The organism is Devosia submarina, from assembly GCF_003056345.1.
Classification (GTDB): Bacteria; Pseudomonadota; Alphaproteobacteria; order Rhizobiales; family Devosiaceae; genus Devosia; species Devosia submarina.
In genome coordinates this window covers 282,127-300,320 of sequence record NZ_PYWB01000006.1, presented here as the reverse complement: position 1 = coordinate 300,320, position 18,194 = coordinate 282,127, and the positions used below count along the sequence as shown (strand labels likewise).

Sequence of the window (18,194 nt, the reverse complement as noted above, 5' to 3'; positions counted from 1 at the left end):
CAGCCGAGCGTCGCCGACGGGGGGGTGGGCGTGGCCAGTCCCGGTTGGTCCAAACGCTGCTGGTCCTGCCGCCACTGCTGGCGGCGATGGCAGCGATGCCGTTGCTGCTGATGTGGATCATGGGCGCGTCAGCCTTTGCCGGCACAGTGGATGAGGCTATCTTCGGCGTCGGCCTCTCCGCGCTAATCCTTTATCCGTCCGCCTGTCTTGCCCTCGCCACGCTGCAGGGGCTGAGCGCCTGGATGAAATGGCCATTGGTGAACCTGTTCCACTCCCTCATCTGGCTGTGCCTAGCAGCCTCTATCGGCACCATGAGCTACATACTGATGGTACTCGATCCCTTCGGGGTCTGAGAGCGCCCGCCCGTCCGCCTTCGCATTCTAAGGAGAATCTAAGATGAACCCGCTGCGCGTCGCCGCTGCCGCTTTGGTGCTGGTGTCCGTCTCGGAGGCCGCTGCCTCCGAGCTTATTGCCGAGCAGATCGACAGGGTTGCTCCGCTTGTTGCGACCGGAGAATTGCAGCAATTAGGCGGCCCAGCGGCCGCATCCGAAATCGTCGCAAGCCTTGCTGGTCGCTGGTTCACGCTGAACAACACCATTCGGAATTGGAAACTGGAAGATCGCGCGTCCCGGGAAAGCCTGGCGCGCAGCATCGAGCGGCTGTGCGCTGACGACTGGGAGAACATAGTCACCTATTCCGTGACCGGCCCTGATCGAGTCCATATCGATCAGCGCTCACCAACAGGCGAGGACCACGGTTCGTTCGACCTGGTGGCCGTCGATGGTGGACGCATGTTCAGCACCGTCCTTGAGGAGGACTACATCCTCTCCATTTATGGGCTGGAAGATGCGCCCCAGGATCAGCAGCAGAAAGCACTGGCCGAAATGAAAGCCGCGCTCGAGGCCGGTCAGGAGATTTGGCTCCCGGGGGCGGATGTCATGGTCATCAGAACCGCAGACGAGATCGAGGTCTGGGGCCGCTGCCCGGAGTAGTGGTTGCCTGCGCTTGAATAGCCTAACCCCGGAATAGCGCATGCGACGTCATAGCAGCCCCGGTACGCTTTTTACGCGATGAGGCAATCAGATAGCTGGCAAGATTTCGGAACGCAGTGCGAACATGGCCTCGTCTCCTCGGGAGCGTCCATATTGAGACGCAATGCCGACCCCCTCTATTGGTCCTGCTGGGAAAAGAAAGAAAAGACCTGGCCTTGGCCAATACTATGGCGCCAGATTGCGTCTTATTCACAGAACCAGCTTGGAGGCCATCTTGCGACCAATCCCCACAACCATCTGTGCTGCGGCTATTGCCGCCTTGATGTTGATGCCCAGCTCTGCTCAGTCCGACCTGCTCAATGTGCCCGGCCCGATTTTCTTCCAAGGCGAGGACTACGCTCTGGCGTGGACCTCGCAACCATCTGAAAACTACTTCAAGCAGGAATATGTGCCGGCAGGCCAGCAGGTCGAGACCTACCAGGACATGATCCTGGTCGAGGCCGTCAGCGGTGCTCTTACCCCGATGGATGCAGCCACATCGCAGATCCAGTCGCTCGAATCCCGCAAGGGCGTGGACCCGGTGCTCAACTACGACCTGATGCGAAACGACGCGACAGGGGAGGTGCTGCTTGATTTTCTGATCAGCGATCTTGAGGCTGATCCGGTGATCGTGGAGTGGAATGCCTACCGCTATCAGGCACTCGGGGATGGAGAAGGGGTCGCCCTCGTCGGTATCAGCCGTCGCGGTTATGGCCAGGAGGGCGCCACGAGCTTCATGAGCGGCCTCGGTGCCATGCGCAGCGAGGCGATAAACGCACTGGCCAACTTGTCCTTTCCTGCAGTGAGTATCGCTCCATGACTTCAGCCTTCTCTCTTCGGAGCCTCAAAACCCCGATTATCGCACTCGCCCTGGGGCTGGTGCCCTTCTTCTTGTTTGTCGGCAGTTCGCAGACCGTGACGGTCAATGGGACGGTGGTCCGGGATGAGCAGTTCAATTTCCTTGGTGCGATTCTGGCGCTTGCCGGCATGGTCCTGGCCGGTCGAACCTTGCTCGCCCGAGGCCACGAGGCGCTGGCGGGCAAGGCTGTCGCGGGTCTGGCCGTGCTGGTCTGCCTGCTGCAGCTGGCGGCATCCTTCGACCTGGTGCGGCCGGCGGACTGGTTCAACCCCGATTCGGATCTGCCGCCACTGGCCTACTCCAGCCTCAGCGAGGCCAACCGCAACCTGGTCGCAAACATTGTCGAACGTGGCGACGTGGAAGATGTCGCACGCGACCTTCGGGCCCGCAGCCGGTCAGCGCTCGACCTGGCGCACCGGCACATGGCCTATGCCGATGTCTGTCACGATGGTCGCTACCGGGTCGACTATGACGAGATAAAGGAGCTGTTTGCCGTGCTGCCGCAGGAGCAGCAGGCAGAAATTCTCGCCAATGCCGAAGAAGTGCGCCGGCCCAATCCTACGGCCGAAGACTGCTCGGCGCGCATGACGAGCTTTTCCATGGTGGAAATGGTGGATGACATCAACCGACAGAAGGACATGATGGCGGTCCTGCGAGACGGCTATTTGGAGCTGACGCGCTAACGCTCCGCACCAGCTTTGATCTCACCGATCTCATTTGCCAGCGCGTAGAAATGCTGGCGGATTTCTTCGCAACGCCCGAGCAAGTTCCTGTCGCGCCGGCGATCAAAGGCAGAACCCAGGGTCTCGATGATCTCGCCCGTTCTGGTCTGATAGCTGTAATAGCGAAAGCCGCGGCAATAGCCGGTGCCTTCGACGGGACGGTCGCAGCTCAGATAGGTGTTGCCCTCCACATAGGCCGGGCGGACGCCGCAGCGGAAGCCATTGGCGTTCAACACGGCGGCCTGCTGCTCGAAACCGGCCTCGATCGGCACGAAGCGGGCAAAGACCTCGGTCAGCTTGTTCTCGTTGGCTTCCTCAAGCAGCGCCTCCACCAGTTCGCCCGTGGCGAGAGGCTCCTCGTGCAGAACCAAGCCATAGAACCCCGCGCCGACGAGCCCGACGCCCGCCACGGCCACTATGGTCAGCACTGTCTTGCGCATCGCCGCTGTTCCTTTTGACGTTTCCTGATCATTTGACGATCGCCAGAACCGATAATTGGTCTTTATCGAACACCAGCACGATTGCATGGCCAAGGCCAAGTTTTGACTAGACCCAGTCGTCTATTGGGTAGCGAACCACTCCTCCCGCCCGTGCAAGGACAGGACCAGCATGACCACATCATACCACTTCAATTGGCCAATCATTCGTGCCGGGATCGCCAGCCTCGGAATGGCCCTTTGTTTGCCCATAATTCCTACTTCTGCCCAGACAGGGTTGGAGCAGCGAGAAAGCCATCACGCCGCGGCCGTCTTCGCAGAGAAGGTGGAAGCACTTATCGCTGACCTGCCAGTCGAACGCGAGCGCTTCGACGTCCGGATAAATCGCTGCCAGGGTGCACGGGGCGAGATGCGCGGCGACATCTATGCGGTGTGGGTTGGCGTCCGCCTCTCGGCCGGAAAGGGTGATGCGGCTGGCGTGCTCACTAATGTGGTGGCTGATTGGCGGCAGCGTGGCTGGGAAATCTTTAGGGATCGCGTGCTGGACAATGGCGGCGTCAACATCGCGGCCGTGGATCCCGCAAGCGGGGAGAGCCATAGCCTCGATTCCGGCTTCAAACGCGATCCTCACCGCTACATCGTCGGCTATTTCAGCACGCCCTGTCTCCAGGACCCCTCCGGCGCAGCCCCGTTCGGTTCCGTGCAGCTGGAACAGTAAGTTGGTGGAAACTCAAGCTTAGCAAGGCCCGAGGATCTCGGCTACTTCAAGAACACCTTGCCGGAAGCGCCCGCTGATCAGCGTGCAATGCTCGCGGTAATTTTCGCGAATATGGGCACGATCCTCGCTCACGCCACGCAGGGGAGGGGGCATGTCGCCGCTCCAAAGCGTCTTATGCGGAGCGATAGGTTGATCGGCGGGCATGACCCCGTTCCAGGGGCAAGGCTCCTGGTAACAAAGGATGTTGGTCTTCCCGACCTTTAATTCGGTAAAGCCGCCAATCTGGGCGGAAGCAAAGCCGTCCGCCAGGGCCGCCGGGGCGGTGAAGAGGCAGCAGACCGCCGCGAAAAGGGTGAGGAGGTGACGTGTCATGGCGCAAATCCCTGAAGGTTCCGATGCAAGTAAGACGAGTTGGCTCGGGTCAGTATTGGCCAGGACGCGGCTATATCTTTTCGCTTTCGAGCCCAAGAGCAGGGGGAAGAGCAGCGTCATAAGGTTGTCTATTTGAAGAAACCGATGAAGACTCGACGCGCGCGAAAGACAGCTCGATAAACGCCGGGAGGGATGCACATTGTCCGTATCTACAACTTTCCCCTGCTACTCGGCCGCATTGGTGCGGCACCAGCGGAAGCCTACGATCCGGATTGCCAGCGCTGCGCTCGCCCTACTCTTCGCGCTCGGGCCTGCACAGGCGGATGACGCCACGGAATACGCCGAGTTGATGGGGAATACCGTAACATCCGTCACTAAGGCACGGGCTATTGTGGATGTCTGCGACGAGAGCTTCCCCGACGGCAGGGTAGCGCGAAGCGACTTTATGGCGGGCTGGGCGCATGTGGTGGACCTGCAGGCATATGACCGAGTCCTGGCCGCCGCCATCGCCGCTTACGACGGCCTTGGCGCGGAGCTCGACGCCTATGCGGTGAGCGCTCGGGAAGAAGTCGCCATCGCAATCCAAGCAGATGCCTCGCCGTGCCACGATCTGGCGCAGGAACTGAATGAGGAGATGTTTGACCTCGCCAGCTCCATTCGCAGCCTCGTCCGGGATGCCGAGGACTTCGGCATCAAGCTTGCCGAAGCCCCCGCGCCCACCTTTAAAGCCCACGAGCTTGGAGTCATGCCCCTCGCGACGCTATGGACACGCTCCCTCGCAGTGATGGAAGCCGTCGGCACCAGGGTCGGCGCCGAGGACAACCGTCATCTCAGGGAGGCGCGCGAAGAATATCTTCTCCGATGGCTGGAAGCTCAGGGCGAATTGCATCTGCGCGGTCGCATCGTCTCGAAAGACGAGTTGCGCGAGTGGCGTGGTGACTGGCAGTCGAGCCTCGAGGCGAGCTGCAGCGACTTCGCCACGGAACAGGACAAAGACCTGTTCGCTGCCGGCCTCGGTACCGATGTGGTGATCACCGGATCACCACGCTGGGTACTGGAACAGCGCGTCGGTGGCATCATCAATCTCGGCGATTGCCGTATTTCCAACGCCAAGCCCACCGATGCGGAACCTGCCATCGACGACAGTGCCGGCCTCATGCTCCGCCCGCTGGAGTTCGCCGAAGCGTTCGCCGGTCTCAATGCTGGCCTCGCCATGGACCAAGTCGATCGCGTGCTCTACGCGGCCGACTTCGCCAACCGTATCGACGGGTTTGGTAACGGCTATATCGATCGACAGGAGGACATCTATGTGCTGCTGCGGGATGGCACGGCTTACCGCCATGAGTGGGATTTTGCCTTTACGGACCTGAACGTAGATCTCTCGCGGCAGCGCGAACCGGAGCGCTGGTTCACCTGGTCCGATCACTGGGGCAAAGTCATGCTGGTCCGGACCGGCGGCCTCGACCAGGGCGAGGAGATCAATCTGTCGGAAGCACAACGCCTGGTGCCAATGCCCGCCAATCAGCGGCTGGAGGGCGCCTTCTACTATCTGCAAATAGCCAGTGGCGGTGCGCGCAGCGACCGCGAATATGTGTTCAGCCGCGACGGCACCGTCACCCATACGCGTGGCGGTTTCATTGCCGGCAATTTCGCCGGCTCCTTCATCACTGTGGTGCCCGGCGACGAAGAGCCTCAGCGCCTGACGTACCGTTTCGAGGACTTCACCATGATCATCGACGGTCGGGACGGGCAGGAGCGGCACTTCTTCGCGATGATCGACGGCGGCGATCCCGCAGCGCCCGAAGAATTGCTGATCCGCGGTCAGGTCTATTGGGAGCGCGAGGAGGAGTGACGCAGCAGGACGGGGGATCCGGCATCATAAACCAACGCTGGAACATGGTTACGGAGGTGAGTCATGGCAGTGGTGGTAACCGAGCACGGCAACCGCACCGAAATCATCCAGCGCCCGAGCTCACCCCCGGTACGATCGGGCGGCAAGCACTGCTGGTCTCCGTGTGCCTCGCCGCCGCGTGCATTGCCTTGCTTGGAACTGGGGTCATGCTTTCGGGGCAGCAAGCATCTACCTCGGTTCCTCCTGCAGAATTCTGGATCGGCGCTGCGATCATGGTCTGCGGGTTCGTGGTCCTCTTCGTCGCCGCTCTATACGAAATGTCGAATGCGCTGCCGCGGCGGATCACCATTCTGCCGGGCAGCATCAGCGTCAAATCCGCGACCCCGCTGCCCTTTTCATTCGAGCTTGCCCGAGACAAGAAGGGCGGTCCGGCAGCCGAGGTGCATCATCGCACGCACAAGAATTATGGTGTGAATGAAAATTCTACCGGCGGCTACGCAACGATCAGGAGCCGCAAGTCCTATGTGCGCCTGGGCACACGGTTCATAGGGCCGCTGGACAACGGGGATGCCAAGGCCTTGGTAGCCGCTATAAACGCCGTCCTGCGCAAGGGCGCGTCATCAGATCAGCGCTTCACCGATGTTGTGGTGTATCGAAGCCAACAATTCACCCTTGGTATCGACAACGAGACCGGCGCTCACTACTTGTCGACGCTCATCACCAAGGACGGACGGCACCACCTCGCCGAATACGAAGCGTACTTTCGCATCGCTCCGGATGAATTCACGCGCTTTCGTGACGATCCGGCCTCTGCGGCAGTGTTCATTGCCACCTGCCGCCGAAACGGAAATCGCGATCGCCTGATCGGTTAGCCTGTCTAGCTGCCGGAAACCGCTGCTGCGAGGCGCTGTTCGACCTCAGCGGCATCGGCTGCGTCCCAGATTTGACGGCTGAGTGCGGCCGACACTTCAAATCCGAACCTCGTTTCGACGAAGGCATCCCAACGCTGCAAATCCCCAAAGCCGGAGCGTACCGCCAGCACCTGCTGGCCATCCCACTCCGCCAACACGGCATCGAAGATGCTGACTGCTTCGGCGGCCCCTTTGCGCCCTTCCAGCAATTGCTGTTCGAGTCCCTGCTCATCGACATGGTAGAGCGCAAAGCGATCATCGGCATTGCGCACTCCCAGCCGCAACTCGCCGTTCGTGTAAGGCTCAAGGTCAACGATCATGTCGAGATCGAGCGGCTGCACGCCCTGGGGCGGGACCATCATCTCGGTACGAATCGGTCCAGTCTGCACCGGTTCGGGCTCAGGAGCCAGGGGCGTCATCAGGAAGGCCGGCGAGAGCACGAGCGCCAAAACACAAGCGGTGGAGACAAGTCCAGCTCCAAGAATCGCCTCCATCCAGGTGCGCCCAAAAAAGACGCGCCGCCCCGGCTTATGGCTGCCGGGCATCCGCACGGGTTGGCGGGCAAAAAGCTGCTGTGCCGCGGCTATGGTTTCCTGTACGTGGCCGGGTGAGGGCTCCGGAATGCGATCGGGGGGAAGCTGGCTGAGCGGATCGTGTGACACGGGCTGGTTCATAGCAGATCCCTCAGTGCCTTGCGCGCATTGTGCAGGTGCCAGGCCACAGTTACCTTCTTGCATGACATGATGCGAGCAGCCTCTTCCTGGCTGAGCTCTTCCCCGTGCACCAGGATAACGGCGTCGCGCTGCTTTTCGGGGAGGGAGCGCACAACCGACCAGATGTCCTCGACAGGTCGCTGCGCATCCTGCTCAGCATTCACATGTTCAGACGCCAGGACGGCTGCGCCATCGACCAGCCTCTTGCGGCGCCCTTGCGCGCGCAGAAAATCGCGCGCCACGTTCATGGTGACCCGGTATAGCCAGCTAGTGAAGCTCGCGCGGTGATCGAAACTGGAGAGGCTCGTGGCGAGCCGCAGGCACACGGTCTGCGTGACGTCCTCGGCATCGCTCTTGTGACCCAGCACGCGGAAGGCGACTCGGAAGATGAAATGGTATTGCGAAGTGATAAGTCGGTTGAACGCCTGCTGGTCACCGCGCTGCGACCGGACAACTAACTCTTCGACATCCGGGCCGTCAGCTACCGCCGCTTCCTTTAGCAAGGTAACCTCACTGGTTACTCGAAAATTCTGTTCACATCGGCGACATCATAACGGAAGTGGCCAGCATGCAAACCCACATCGTCGTCCCTCGCAAGCAGACCCTCCCTCCGCCTCCGCTTATACACACTCTTGGTTCAAGATCGGCATCGCGCTCCCTGCTGCACCAAGAATAGTGCCGTGCCGTTCGTCTCCTATCTAACAGCCCGCAACTAGGCCTCGCCCACAACGACATTGCCGCCAATCCTGGAGCCAGAACTTATGAAGATCAGGACTTTCCTTGCAGTTTGCTTCTGGGCGGCCAATCTGACCGGCGCGAGCGGTTCGCTGGTCGCATCTGAGTGGGAGGGCAGCACCAATGCCCTGTGCCGTAGTCTCATCGAGCAACGAGACCATGCTCTGTTTGAGGACGGCCAGAAGGCCGCTGTAGCAATCATCAGCGCTCTAGTACGGTCCGAGAGCCTGCCCGAAGCGGCTGAGAAGCCTCAGCTCATCGATGTCCTTCAGCGTCAGCGGAACGATCTGGCGACGACCCATGCAGCCATGGTTGACCGGTCTGCGCGGGAGCCGGAATTGGCTGCGGAGTGGCACCTGTTTCTTACCATAGGTGCCGGCGAGATCGATCTGCTTGATAGGCGTATAGAGGCACTCATCTCGGGGCGCTTCGAGCCCCACCGGCTCAAGCGCGATGCAGCAACGGACCCCCAGGTGCTGGAGCAGGCCCTTTTCGCCCTAGGCTTCTTGGGCCGGGATTGCGAGCTGGTCTTCTCGAGCCCCGGGGTGCCGCCTGTTCGGGCCGAGTTCATCAACGCTGCGGCGCGGGTCTGCGCGCAGATCCTGGATCGCCGTGCCGCGCGCTACCTGGATGACACCACGATCATCATGCGGAGTGCGCTCGCCCGCGGCGAAGTCGATGGTGATCGCGCGCCCTTGCTGGCCGCGGCAAAAGCTCTGCACGCCGAGTGGCAGCAAACGGCTGAAGCCTTCAGGACCATCGATACGGCAGCTGTACCGGATGCAGCGCTATGGCGAGAGTTCCTGCGCCAGCTGACCGCCATTGCTGAAGGACACGCCGCCCGCGTCGCGGCGCTCGAAAGCGGCGACGCGGAACAGCTGGCGAGCGCATTCCGCCCCACGCCTTTGCTGAACGTCACGCCTGAGGACCTCGGGCTGTACCAGACCGACTGCCGGACGGTGACATTCTGATGCCGGCCGGATGCAACCGCACTTAGCTTCAATGGCGCAGCTCTCCACATTGGAGCTGTGGTCAAATATGATGCTGCCAGGAGAGCAAGGATGCCTGGTTGGTTCCGCTTGATAGTTCTCAAGCCGATGGTCTTCATACTCCTCCTGTCCTTCGTTGCAGGGTGGGTATCTGAGATGTTGCCCCGGGCGCCCGCCACCAGTGCTCCATTGCCTGCGACGCAGGAGGGTCTCGACGCCGAACTGCCGAAGGCGGTCCTCCAGGAAAACGTGGCGGAAGTCGAGGCTTTGCTGGCTGCCGGCGCAGATCCGCATTGGATAGACCCCAGCGGCAAGACGGCCGTCCACCGCGCCGCTTTTGCCGACAATCTGAAGCTGCTCGAGATCATGATTGCGCACGGCGCTGATCCCAATGTACTCGACCTCACCAGGTCGACCCCGATTGACGACGCCATGCTATCGCGGTCTTATCCATTGGAGAAGCTCGAAATGCTGTTGGCGGCCGGTGCGGACCCTAACGCCACGGGGCCGAATGGCGACACACCGCTGATCACCGCTGCTCGCGTCAACAATGGCCGGGCCATCCTGATCCTCCTGGACGCTGGTGCCTCTCCTCACGCCACGACGACAACGGGCGGGACCTTCCAAGGCTTTTATTTCGGCTACAACACCACCATCCTCAGTGAGCGTGGCTTGGCGGCACGCCGTGATGTCGCCGCGTGGCTACGGGAGCACGACATTCCCCTGGAAGCGGGCGTTACGGTGGAATAGCTGCGCTTGCCGTAGCCTAGCGTACCACAAGACATTTTCGGCGAGCCACACAGTAGTGACTTTGAAGGCATCAGTTCGACCGCGCCATCCTGACCGATCCCAACGGGCAATCGGTGCCTTTCAAGGCCATCTCACGCGCTTGGTCCTGCCAGCGTTCGCCCATCCCTCCTGCGATGAACGGTGATCCAAACAGCGGTTCAGCTTCGGTTCATGCGATCTGGTGCTTTATGCAGGCATTGGTTTTGCAGCCGTTCATTCAAGGAGACTAGCATGCAGCTCAACAAGAAAATCCTCAAGGCCGGTCTCGCCGGGGCAGCCCTGTTCGCATCGGCTGGAGCTGCAATGGCGGCTCCCGGCTTTGCCACCACCAACGTCAATGTCCGCTCAGGTCCTGGCACCAATTATGCAGCGATCGATACCCTGCGCCGCGGAGAACGCGTCGAAGTCGAAGGCTGCCGCGGCGGCTGGTGCTATGTCACAAAGGCCGGGCCGGACGGCTGGGTTTCGGTGAACTACCTCAATGCAGCGCGCGCCGCATCTCGCCCCGTGATCCGCTTCCAGCTCGATTTCGGCAACCCACCACGCTTTGAAGCACCCCGCCATCGCGGCCCGCAGCGTGACTGGGACCGCCACCATCGCAACGACCGCGACTGGGATCGCCGCGACCGCGACGGGCGTGGCCGTGACTGGGACGGCCGTGGTCGTGGTGGTCGCGACTGGGACGACCGGGACGGCCGCCGCTAACAAGCAAAGACTTGCAACATCCGAAGGCCCGCCACAGCGGGCCTTCTTTTTCGAGCGGCTCCAAGCGTTAGCAAATTCTTAGCCATAACTGACCGAGCTAGGCCCATCGGACGAACTTTCACGCTTGCCGGGAAGTTTGTGTTCCATTCGGGAAGGAGCGGCGGGCAATGTCGGCTAAACCCTATATTCTTGTGAGCAGTGGCGGGCGGTGGTGGATCTCGTTTGGATCGTCGCGCCACGGGCCATTCATATCCAAGCAGATTGCGATCGACGCGGCCATCCGGCTGGCCAGGGTGGACTTTGCAGTGGGGCGGCCTGCACGCGTGCTGCTGGACGACAAGGACGGCCGCCAGTCCGTGCTCTACGACTCCAGCCACTAACCCGCTTCGGCTCCAGCCGCAACGTCCAATGTTTCTGGCCTCCCCGGGCCCCGTGCGGTAAGTGTGCGGGGTAAAGACACGCGGGGGCGCTGCCGATATCATGATGCTGGAAGATCTTTATCGGCTGCTGCGCAGTGGGCATGTCCAAACGCAGGGCATTGTTGACACGCTGCGGGAGCCGCTGATCGTCCTCGATCAAAACTTTTGCGTAGTGACAGCTAACCCTGCCTTTTTCGAAGTTTTCCGCGTCGACCGGGAGGAAACCCTGGGGCAGTCGCTGTTTGAGCTGGGCAGTGGGCAGTGGGACATAGCCGATCTCAAATCATTGCTGTCCGACGTGGTGCCTAAGTCCGCGGCCATCGTGGGCTATGAAGTTGCCCATGTTTTTCCCAATATCGGCGAGCGCATCATGCTCGTGAGCGCGCGCCGGCTATGGCATCCCGACCACAGCAGTACACAGATGCTGATCGTGTTCGAGGACGTTACCGACCGCCGGCAGGAGATTGCCGCCAAGGACATCCTCCTCTCCGAAACGCGCCACCGCATGAAGAACCTTCTTGCAGTTGTGCGATCGCTCGCGACCCAGACGCAGGCTGAAGGCCGAACAGGCGAAGAATATCGCGACGCGTTCCTGGGGCGTCTGGAAGCGATGCTCAGCGCCCAGGACATGTCGCTGTCCAATACCGACGAAACAGACATCGCCATGATCCTCAACAACATCCTGCAATGGCAGGACAGGGATCGGCTTGTTGTGCTGCAAGGGCCATCTTTCCGCGTGCCAATGGCACAGGTCGGGCCGCTATCGATGATCGTGCATGAGCTGACCACCAATGCCGTTAAGCATGGCGCACTCTCCAACGACATCGGCAAGGTACACATAAGTTGGACAGTCGAACCGCACGAGGGGCATGGGCGTTTGGCGCTCGACTGGCGGGAAGAAGGCGGCCCGCATGTTTCCGCTCCAAGCCGACGCGGCTTCGGGACGGATCTGGTTGAGTTCAGTGCCAGCTCGATGATGGGCGAAGCTGTTCTTGATTATTATCCATCGGGTTTGCACGTGCGCTTGACGCTGCCAGCCCTCTGATTGGGCAAGGCAGGATGGGTAGGACGCACAAGGTCCTTGTGGTTGAAGACGAATTCCTGATCGCCATGGAACTGCGCCGCACGCTGACGGAAGCGGGCTATGACGTGGTCGGACCAGTTGCGAGCGTCTCGGATGCCCTCTCGCTGTTGCAGCAGTCCCATCCCGATGCCTGTGTGCTGGACGTAAACTTGCGCGGCCAAACAGCCTGCCCGATTGCCGAGGTTTTGCGGAGCATGAAGGTGCCGTTCGTGCTTTCAACGGCCTATTCGCAGAACGAGATCGACACGCACGCCGCGCTTGCCGGCGCCTCGAACATTGGCAAACCCGCACCACGGCAAGACCTGCTCCAGGCCGTAGCCGAGTTGGTGGGATGAGATTAATTGGTTCTGGGGCCTTAAAGGTGGAACTTCTTTCAAGTTCAGGTGTTTCATGGTGTCGCCTTCTGGCGAACCGGGGACCCAATGCACCGTTCCGATCCATATGAAGCATCAGTCACGGCTGATGGACGATACCGCCTGCTGGTGGAATCCATTGATGATTACGCGATCTATATGTTGGATCCGCAAGGCAATGTGGCCAATTGGAACGCAGGGGCGCAGCGCTTCAAGGGCTACACCCCCCAGGAAATAATCGGACAGAATTTTTCCCGTTTCTATACGGACAAGGATCGCTTCGCAGGCGCCCCGCAGCGCAATCTCTCTATTGCCGCCAAGCAAGGACGCTTCGAGGAAGAGGGCTGGCGGGTCCGCAAGGATGGCACCACGTTCTGGGCCAATGTCGTTATCGACCGTATCCTCGATGAACAGGGCAATCTGGTAGGTTTCGCCAAGATCACGCGGGACCTTACGGAGCGCAAGCAAAGGGACGATGCCCTGCGCGCCAGCGAGGAACAGTTCCGGCTGCTAGTCAAAAGCGTTACCGATTATGCCATCTACATGCTTGATCCCGAAGGGCATGTGGCGAGCTGGAATGCGGGGGCCGGGCGCATCAAGGGTTTTGAGGAAAGCGAAATCTTGGGGCGGCATTTTTCCGAGTTCTACACAGAAGAAGAGCGCGCCGCCGGCGAGCCGGAACGCAATCTCGAGATCGCCAGGAAAGCTGGCACGGTGGAGCGGGAAGGCTGGCGCGTCCGCAAGGACAAAAGCCGCTTCTGGGCCCATGTCGTCATTGATGCCATCCGGAACGACAAGGGTGAACTGGTTGGCTTTGCCAAGGTCACCCGCGATATTTCCGAGCGGCGCAAGGCCCAGGAAGAGCTTGAGGCCGCGCGTGAGGCCTTGTTCCAGGCCCAGAAGATGGAGGCGATTGGCCAACTCACGGGCGGCATTGCCCATGACTTCAACAATCTCCTCATGGCTGTCCTCGGCAGCCTCGAGATTGTCAGCAAGCGCTTGCCGCCCGATCCGAAGATCACCCCCTTTATCGAGAATGCCGTGCAGGGCGCACAACGCGGTGCCGCGCTGACGCAGCGCATGCTGGCGTTCGCCCGCCGGCAGGATCTGCAGATGGGCGCCGTCGACGTCAGCGATACCGTCCGCGGCATGGGCGAAATACTTGATCGCGCCTTGGGCCCATCCATCCTTGTCTCGACAAGGCTTCCGGCAGACCTGCCACACGCCAAGACCGACAAGGCGCAGCTGGAATCGGCCCTGCTCAACCTTGCCGTGAACGCGCGCGACGCCATGCCTGCTGGCGGCCCACTGCTTATTTCGGCTGACTACCGCACGCTTGCCGCCACATCGGCCAATCGCCTCAGGGCCGGCGGCTATGTCGTCCTGTCGGTTGCCGACCGCGGCGAAGGCATGGACGAGGAAACCCTCGCAAGAGCCACCGAACCTTTTTTCACCACCAAGGGCGTCGGTAAGGGAACGGGCCTTGGCCTCTCCATGGTTCACGGGCTGGCAGAGCAATCGGGCGGCCGGCTCCTGATGTCCAGCCAACCGGGCTTGGGCACAACGGCAGAACTCTGGCTGCCTGTTTCGGCTGAGGACATGCCAAAGCAGCCGATCGAGTGGGAAAAACCGGCCGACCATGTGTTCGTGCCCAAGCGCATCCTGGTAGTCGACGACGATCCATTGGTGCTCATGAACACGGTCGCCCTTAGCGAAGAACTGGGGCACGAGGTTCTCGAAGCCATGTCCGGCACAGAAGCGCTTGGGGTTCTACGCGCCGAGCCCGTCGACATCGTCATCACCGATTATGCCATGCCGCGCATGACGGGCGGCGAACTCGCCCAGGCAATTGCCCGGGATTGGCCTAATGTCCGGGTCATCGTTGCCACGGGCTATGCGGAAATTCCCGATGATTATCAGGTGGATCTATCCCGGCTCAGCAAACCCTTCCGGCTGCATGATCTCAAGGAAGCCATCGAAGGTGTCTTGAGGACTTAGAACCAGCAGAAGGCCGCTCCGGTTTTTCCTGGAACGCGGCGCCGGCCAGAAGTGTTGGTTTGTGCTTACCGCAGGAGCTTGAATATGTCCCAGTCGCCCAAAGAGCCAAAGCATCAGCAGCCCGAAAAACAAGGCGGCGACGAAGGCCTGCCACCCGCCGGTCCCCATGCCGAGCCTGATCTGACCGATATGGAAAAAACCCCGGGTACGGGATCCCTGCCAGACGACACGAATATCGAGGGCGATGTCGGGCCCGATTAAGCGCCCAATAGCCCGCGCGGGGAAGAAACATCAACTTCGAGGCAGGACGCTCGCCCTTAGTCCATCCGGACAGGCACCGAGTTCAACCCGTGCTCATAGAGCCGCAACGTTGCCTCGACATCCTCGATCTGCTGGTTAAAGCCCTGGTCCACAGCGTCGGCCTGCTTGCGCAATTGCTCCAGGCGGGCCGTCAACTCGAACTTCTCGCTTTCGAGTTCCTTGACGATCTGGCTTAGCCGGCTCCGATGCGCAGAAACGCGATGCACCGTCAGCGAGGCTTCCTTGGTGTTTTCCGTCGCCACCACGGCATTATCCGGCTTGGCTGCATCGTGGGTGTTCAATTCGTTGTTGGCTTGCATGGCCATGGATTCCTCCACACTTGCTTGTCGCTCCGAAACGAACGGCTCGGCATTGGTTGTGGATAAAAACGCTAAATGCTGCCAGTACCAAGCTTTTCCGGCTGTTTAGCTTAAGCGTGAAGGTAAACCGGTAAGGTTGACGGCGATGAGTGCAGCTCAGCTGGCGCTGTCGCCCACCAGGGCAAGCTCTCCTTCCGCCACAAGGGCAGACCTTTCGCGCAGCCAGCGGGACACAAATGCCGAGGCGCGCCGACCAGCTTCGGCAGCCGCATGACCGCCGAGCCGCGCATCGATGTAGGAGGCGAAATAAACGTCTCCGCAGCCGACCTTGTCCGTGGCATCGATCGGTCGCTCGGCGATATGGGCGATTCCATCCGGCGAGATCACGATCGATCCCCTCGACCCGATGGTGAGAGCGATCTCTTCAACACCCAGCCGCCCGAATGCGGCCTTGAGCTCTTCGGCCTCGTCGGTGCCAAACAGCCACAGGGCCTCTGCCGAGGTCACCTTCACAACATCCACGAGCGCGAGAATGGCATGTGCCGCCTCCCTGTTGCGCTCTGTCGGTTCGCGCCGCGTAATGCCTTGTGCGTCCAAAAACACCTGTTTTCCCGATGCCCGGGCAGCCTCAAAGCAATCAGCGCCGATGTCGTTAGGCGTGAGGGGCGCGAAATATACAGCTTGCCCCTGTAGCGAAGCAAGGTCCGCTGAGGTGATCGGATCGCCCTCGGCGGCCAATCTGGGCTCGCCGATCTCCCCATCCGCTTCGGTGAATTCGAACGTCGTGCTTAGCCGGGCAGGGCGCGTTTCAACGTTCCGCCCAATTGCTTCGAGCGCCGCCGTAACCACATGGTCTGCCGGATTATACTTGGTGATGATGTGGCAAGAGCGGCCGAGCGCCGAAAAAGTCGCCCCTGCGTAGTGCGGAACGCCGCCTGCCCGCAGCAGTACGCTGCCGTCAGCGCCATGCACGCGATCAACGCAACAATGTCCAACAAGTGTAACGGAGCGGGACATAGGGGCGTCTCTCTCAATAAAAACCAGATCGGCAGTATGCACGCACTTGCTGATGACTCTGTGTCCACACCGGACCGGGTGAACAACAAAGGGCATTTCTGGCTTTACCCCGATATGGCGCAATCTGCCAACCCAATGTGCAGGCAACACATTCGGCTAGCGGCTAGTTCTTCGAAACCAGTGGAAAAGAAGGAGCGAGAACATCGCGCTTGCCTGGCCGAGCACAAGGCAAAGGCCAAGCGCCCACGCAAAGGCTTCAGGCGCCGCCGATAGCGATACCCACAAGGGGCCGGATCGATCAAGGTTCAAGACTGTGCCCGTAAAGACACCCAGAGCGGCAATGCCGAGAAGCGCCACTGACAGAAAAGCGAAGCCAAACGCCAGGATCATGCCATTCGCGGCTTCGGATGTGGACGATTACCAGTCCCGCAGATCGCTGGTCCTGGGTGCGCGGCGCACTTCTTGTCTCTTGGGGCTGATCAGGGTTCCGGCGCTCATGAAAATTGCAACCAGGAGCCCCCCGATCAATCCCATGGCGAGATTATCGATCAGCAAACCGATCGCGGCACCAAGTGACACTCCGAAGGCAATCCACATGCTCATTTCAGCCTCCTCGAAGCTTTGATCCTCCTAAACGCTTAACGAGCATTAACCGGTTGCCTTGTCTCCTATCACTTTCCCTTGTCAAAGAACTGCAGGCTCCAGCCGATGTCCATGTTTTTACCTGAACCATACGCAACATCGGGCACCCACCGATAAAGCCCCGCATACCATTTACGCGCTGCCCAGAAATCGGCTGGCTCTTCCGCGGCGGGAACGCCATGAAAAAGAAACGGCCTCAACTCCTCGGGCGCAAGTGGCGGCTCATCCTGCCCGTTGCGGAGAATAAAGCTATGGTGGCCAACTCCTTTTGCCTCAACCGCAAGATTGGCCCCTTCGGCAAGTGTCTCTCCATTGGCCCCAAACAGGCACCCGTCTGACTTCGACCATGCTGCCGGGTCGAGCGGATCGCCACCCGACCGTAGCCGCAGATCGGCAAGGCAGTAGTTCGGCCCCCATGATCCATTCGCCGAATAAACAATGTGCAATTGCCCCGCAGGATCGATGATCGGCTGCGGACCTTCATTGATGGCGGGCGTTTCCCCCGCAACGTTCTCCCAAGGCTGGTCGGGCGAACTGATTACCACTCGCGGCCCCTCCACCTCGCCTTGGCTATTGAGCCGCGCGATAAAGATGTCCTGCTGCACATCCTCATCGCCCTGCCAGCCCGACCAGATGAAGTAATCTGCGCCGTTGAAACTATAGGGAATGCCATCGATGGCCCATTTATCTTCCGGAAGCGAAATCTCGACGGCGTCGCCATAGCCCTCAGCCGCCTCGGTGGACTCGATGCGATACATCCTGTGGTCGCTGCCGATCCCAGCCGTGAAATAAACCTCGTAGCGCCCCTGGCGGAAAATGATCTCGGGCGCCCAAACCTCCCCCAGCCGCTCCCTGTCCGACCAGATGCGCACCGGCCGGACCTCCGCAAGCCCCTCCAGAGACTCGGCAATCCGGACCAGCAGCATACGCCCATTGCGCGATTCCACCGCCACATAGCCGTTGCTCGTTTCGATCACACTCGGATCGGCGCTGCGAATACCGGTGTCGCCGGTAAAAACCTGCGCCTGCGCTGCCCCTCCGGCCAGCACAACGAGGGCAGCAATGCGAATGGCTGGAAAAAGCATGATCCTCTCCGACGCGGCTTTATGCGAGCCTGACGGAATCGGATGGAAAATGCCAGTAGGAGGAAGTTGGGCAGAGAAAGGCTTGAGGGAGCGGTTCGGCCTGCGACGGCGACCGCTCCCTCCAGGCTCCCCTCAAACCCGG

Annotated in this window: 24 protein-coding genes; 15 read left to right on the top strand and 9 right to left on the bottom strand. The window is 60.7% G+C overall.

Annotation, left to right across the window (positions count from 1 at the left end; translation table 11 throughout):
* Nucleotides 1-44 precede the first annotated feature (44 nt).
* The 4 genes from DDE77_RS11030 (at nt 45) to DDE77_RS11015 (ending at nt 2,574) form a co-directional block, all read left to right on the top strand.
* A complete protein-coding gene (locus DDE77_RS11030) occupies nt 45-353 on the top strand; it encodes a hypothetical protein (RefSeq protein ID WP_157959783.1) in 309 nt (102 codons plus the stop codon).
* A 43-nt stretch (nt 354-396) separates the two neighbouring features.
* Nucleotides 397-993, top strand: a complete 597-nt coding sequence (locus DDE77_RS11025; RefSeq protein ID WP_108397512.1) for a hypothetical protein — start codon at nt 397-399, stop codon at nt 991-993.
* Nucleotides 994-1,267: 274 nt separating this feature from the next.
* Nucleotides 1,268-1,852, top strand: a complete 585-nt coding sequence (locus tag DDE77_RS11020) for a hypothetical protein (RefSeq protein WP_245895164.1) — start codon at nt 1,268-1,270, stop codon at nt 1,850-1,852.
* Entirely contained in the window at nt 1,849-2,574 is a 726-nt protein-coding gene (locus DDE77_RS11015) for a DUF5336 domain-containing protein (protein WP_108397511.1), read from the top strand. Before DDE77_RS11020 ends, DDE77_RS11015 begins: the two co-directional genes overlap by 4 nt.
* On the opposite strand, the gene DDE77_RS11010 is transcribed toward DDE77_RS11015, so the two are convergent.
* Nucleotides 2,571-3,053 carry a hypothetical protein gene (locus DDE77_RS11010; RefSeq protein ID WP_108397510.1) on the bottom strand — a complete coding sequence of 161 codons (483 nt, stop codon included), beginning with the start codon at nt 3,051-3,053 and terminating at the stop codon, nt 2,571-2,573. The two genes, DDE77_RS11015 and DDE77_RS11010, sit on opposite strands and share 4 nt — an antisense overlap.
* A 169-nt stretch (nt 3,054-3,222) precedes the next feature.
* Here DDE77_RS11010 and DDE77_RS11005 point away from each other — a divergent pair, with 169 nt between their 5' ends.
* Entirely contained in the window at nt 3,223-3,768 is a 546-nt protein-coding gene (locus tag DDE77_RS11005) for a hypothetical protein (protein WP_157959782.1), read from the top strand.
* Between the two features lie 18 nt (nt 3,769-3,786).
* Here the strand turns inward: DDE77_RS11005 and DDE77_RS11000 are convergent, their stop codons facing one another.
* The gene (locus DDE77_RS11000) at nt 3,787-4,140 is read right to left on the bottom strand and encodes a hypothetical protein (RefSeq protein ID WP_157959781.1); all 354 of its coding nucleotides are present in this window, start codon (nt 4,138-4,140) and stop codon (nt 3,787-3,789) included.
* Nucleotides 4,141-4,339: 199 nt separating this feature from the next.
* Here DDE77_RS11000 and DDE77_RS10995 point away from each other — a divergent pair, with 199 nt between their 5' ends.
* Entirely contained in the window at nt 4,340-5,992 is a 1,653-nt protein-coding gene (locus DDE77_RS10995; protein ID WP_157959780.1) for a hypothetical protein, read from the top strand.
* Nucleotides 5,989-6,864, top strand: a complete 876-nt coding sequence (locus DDE77_RS10990) for a hypothetical protein (RefSeq protein ID WP_157959779.1) — start codon at nt 5,989-5,991, stop codon at nt 6,862-6,864. The genes DDE77_RS10995 and DDE77_RS10990 overlap by 4 nt, the downstream gene beginning before the upstream one ends.
* Before the next feature lie 5 nt (nt 6,865-6,869).
* On the opposite strand, the gene DDE77_RS10985 is transcribed toward DDE77_RS10990, so the two are convergent.
* On the bottom strand, nt 6,870-7,577 hold the full coding sequence (locus DDE77_RS10985; RefSeq protein ID WP_108397505.1) for a hypothetical protein: 708 nt from the start codon (nt 7,575-7,577) through the stop codon (nt 6,870-6,872).
* Nucleotides 7,574-8,119: an RNA polymerase sigma factor gene (locus DDE77_RS10980; protein ID WP_108397504.1), complete on the bottom strand. Its 546-nt coding sequence runs from the start codon at nt 8,117-8,119 to the stop codon at nt 7,574-7,576. Before DDE77_RS10980 ends, DDE77_RS10985 begins: the two co-directional genes overlap by 4 nt.
* 258 nt (nt 8,120-8,377) lie before the next feature.
* On the opposite strand from DDE77_RS10980, the gene DDE77_RS10975 reads away from it, so the two are divergent.
* From DDE77_RS10975 to DDE77_RS19450, 8 genes are all read left to right on the top strand, one after another.
* A complete protein-coding gene (locus DDE77_RS10975; protein ID WP_108397503.1) occupies nt 8,378-9,322 on the top strand; it encodes a hypothetical protein in 945 nt (314 codons plus the stop codon).
* Between the two features lie 90 nt (nt 9,323-9,412).
* Nucleotides 9,413-10,090 (top strand): ankyrin repeat domain-containing protein, encoded by a 678-nt coding sequence (locus DDE77_RS10970; protein WP_108397502.1) that lies wholly within the window; start codon nt 9,413-9,415, stop codon nt 10,088-10,090.
* Nucleotides 10,091-10,360: 270 nt separating this feature from the next.
* On the top strand, nt 10,361-10,834 hold the full coding sequence (locus DDE77_RS10965) for an SH3 domain-containing protein (protein WP_157959777.1): 474 nt from the start codon (nt 10,361-10,363) through the stop codon (nt 10,832-10,834).
* Nucleotides 10,835-11,001: 167 nt separating this feature from the next.
* Nucleotides 11,002-11,214 (top strand): hypothetical protein, encoded by a 213-nt coding sequence (locus DDE77_RS10960; RefSeq protein WP_108397500.1) that lies wholly within the window; start codon nt 11,002-11,004, stop codon nt 11,212-11,214.
* Between the two features lie 100 nt (nt 11,215-11,314).
* A complete protein-coding gene (locus DDE77_RS10955; RefSeq protein ID WP_108397559.1) occupies nt 11,315-12,298 on the top strand; it encodes an HWE histidine kinase domain-containing protein in 984 nt (327 codons plus the stop codon).
* Nucleotides 12,299-12,312: 14 nt separating this feature from the next.
* Nucleotides 12,313-12,672 carry a response regulator gene (locus DDE77_RS10950; RefSeq protein ID WP_108397499.1) on the top strand — a complete coding sequence of 120 codons (360 nt, stop codon included), beginning with the start codon at nt 12,313-12,315 and terminating at the stop codon, nt 12,670-12,672.
* An 87-nt stretch (nt 12,673-12,759) separates the two neighbouring features.
* Nucleotides 12,760-14,688 carry a hybrid sensor histidine kinase/response regulator gene (locus tag DDE77_RS10945; RefSeq protein ID WP_108397498.1) on the top strand — a complete coding sequence of 643 codons (1,929 nt, stop codon included), beginning with the start codon at nt 12,760-12,762 and terminating at the stop codon, nt 14,686-14,688.
* A gap of 84 nt (nt 14,689-14,772) precedes the next feature.
* A complete protein-coding gene (locus tag DDE77_RS19450) occupies nt 14,773-14,949 on the top strand; it encodes a hypothetical protein (protein ID WP_157959776.1) in 177 nt (58 codons plus the stop codon).
* A 56-nt stretch (nt 14,950-15,005) separates the two neighbouring features.
* Here the strand turns inward: DDE77_RS19450 and DDE77_RS10940 are convergent, their stop codons facing one another.
* The 5 genes from DDE77_RS10940 to DDE77_RS10920 form a co-directional block, all read right to left on the bottom strand.
* Nucleotides 15,006-15,314, bottom strand: coding sequence for a hypothetical protein (locus DDE77_RS10940; protein ID WP_108397497.1), 309 nt, complete (start codon nt 15,312-15,314; stop codon nt 15,006-15,008).
* A gap of 150 nt (nt 15,315-15,464) precedes the next feature.
* Entirely contained in the window at nt 15,465-16,325 is an 861-nt protein-coding gene (locus DDE77_RS10935; RefSeq protein ID WP_157959775.1) for a carbohydrate kinase family protein, read from the bottom strand.
* A 156-nt stretch (nt 16,326-16,481) separates the two neighbouring features.
* Nucleotides 16,482-16,715 (bottom strand): hypothetical protein, encoded by a 234-nt coding sequence (locus DDE77_RS10930; RefSeq protein WP_108397495.1) that lies wholly within the window; start codon nt 16,713-16,715, stop codon nt 16,482-16,484.
* A gap of 27 nt (nt 16,716-16,742) precedes the next feature.
* Nucleotides 16,743-16,928, bottom strand: coding sequence for a hypothetical protein (locus tag DDE77_RS10925; RefSeq protein WP_108397494.1), 186 nt, complete (start codon nt 16,926-16,928; stop codon nt 16,743-16,745).
* A gap of 68 nt (nt 16,929-16,996) precedes the next feature.
* Nucleotides 16,997-18,052, bottom strand: coding sequence for a glycoside hydrolase family 43 protein (locus tag DDE77_RS10920; protein ID WP_108397493.1), 1,056 nt, complete (start codon nt 18,050-18,052; stop codon nt 16,997-16,999).
* Nucleotides 18,053-18,194 lie beyond the last annotated feature (142 nt).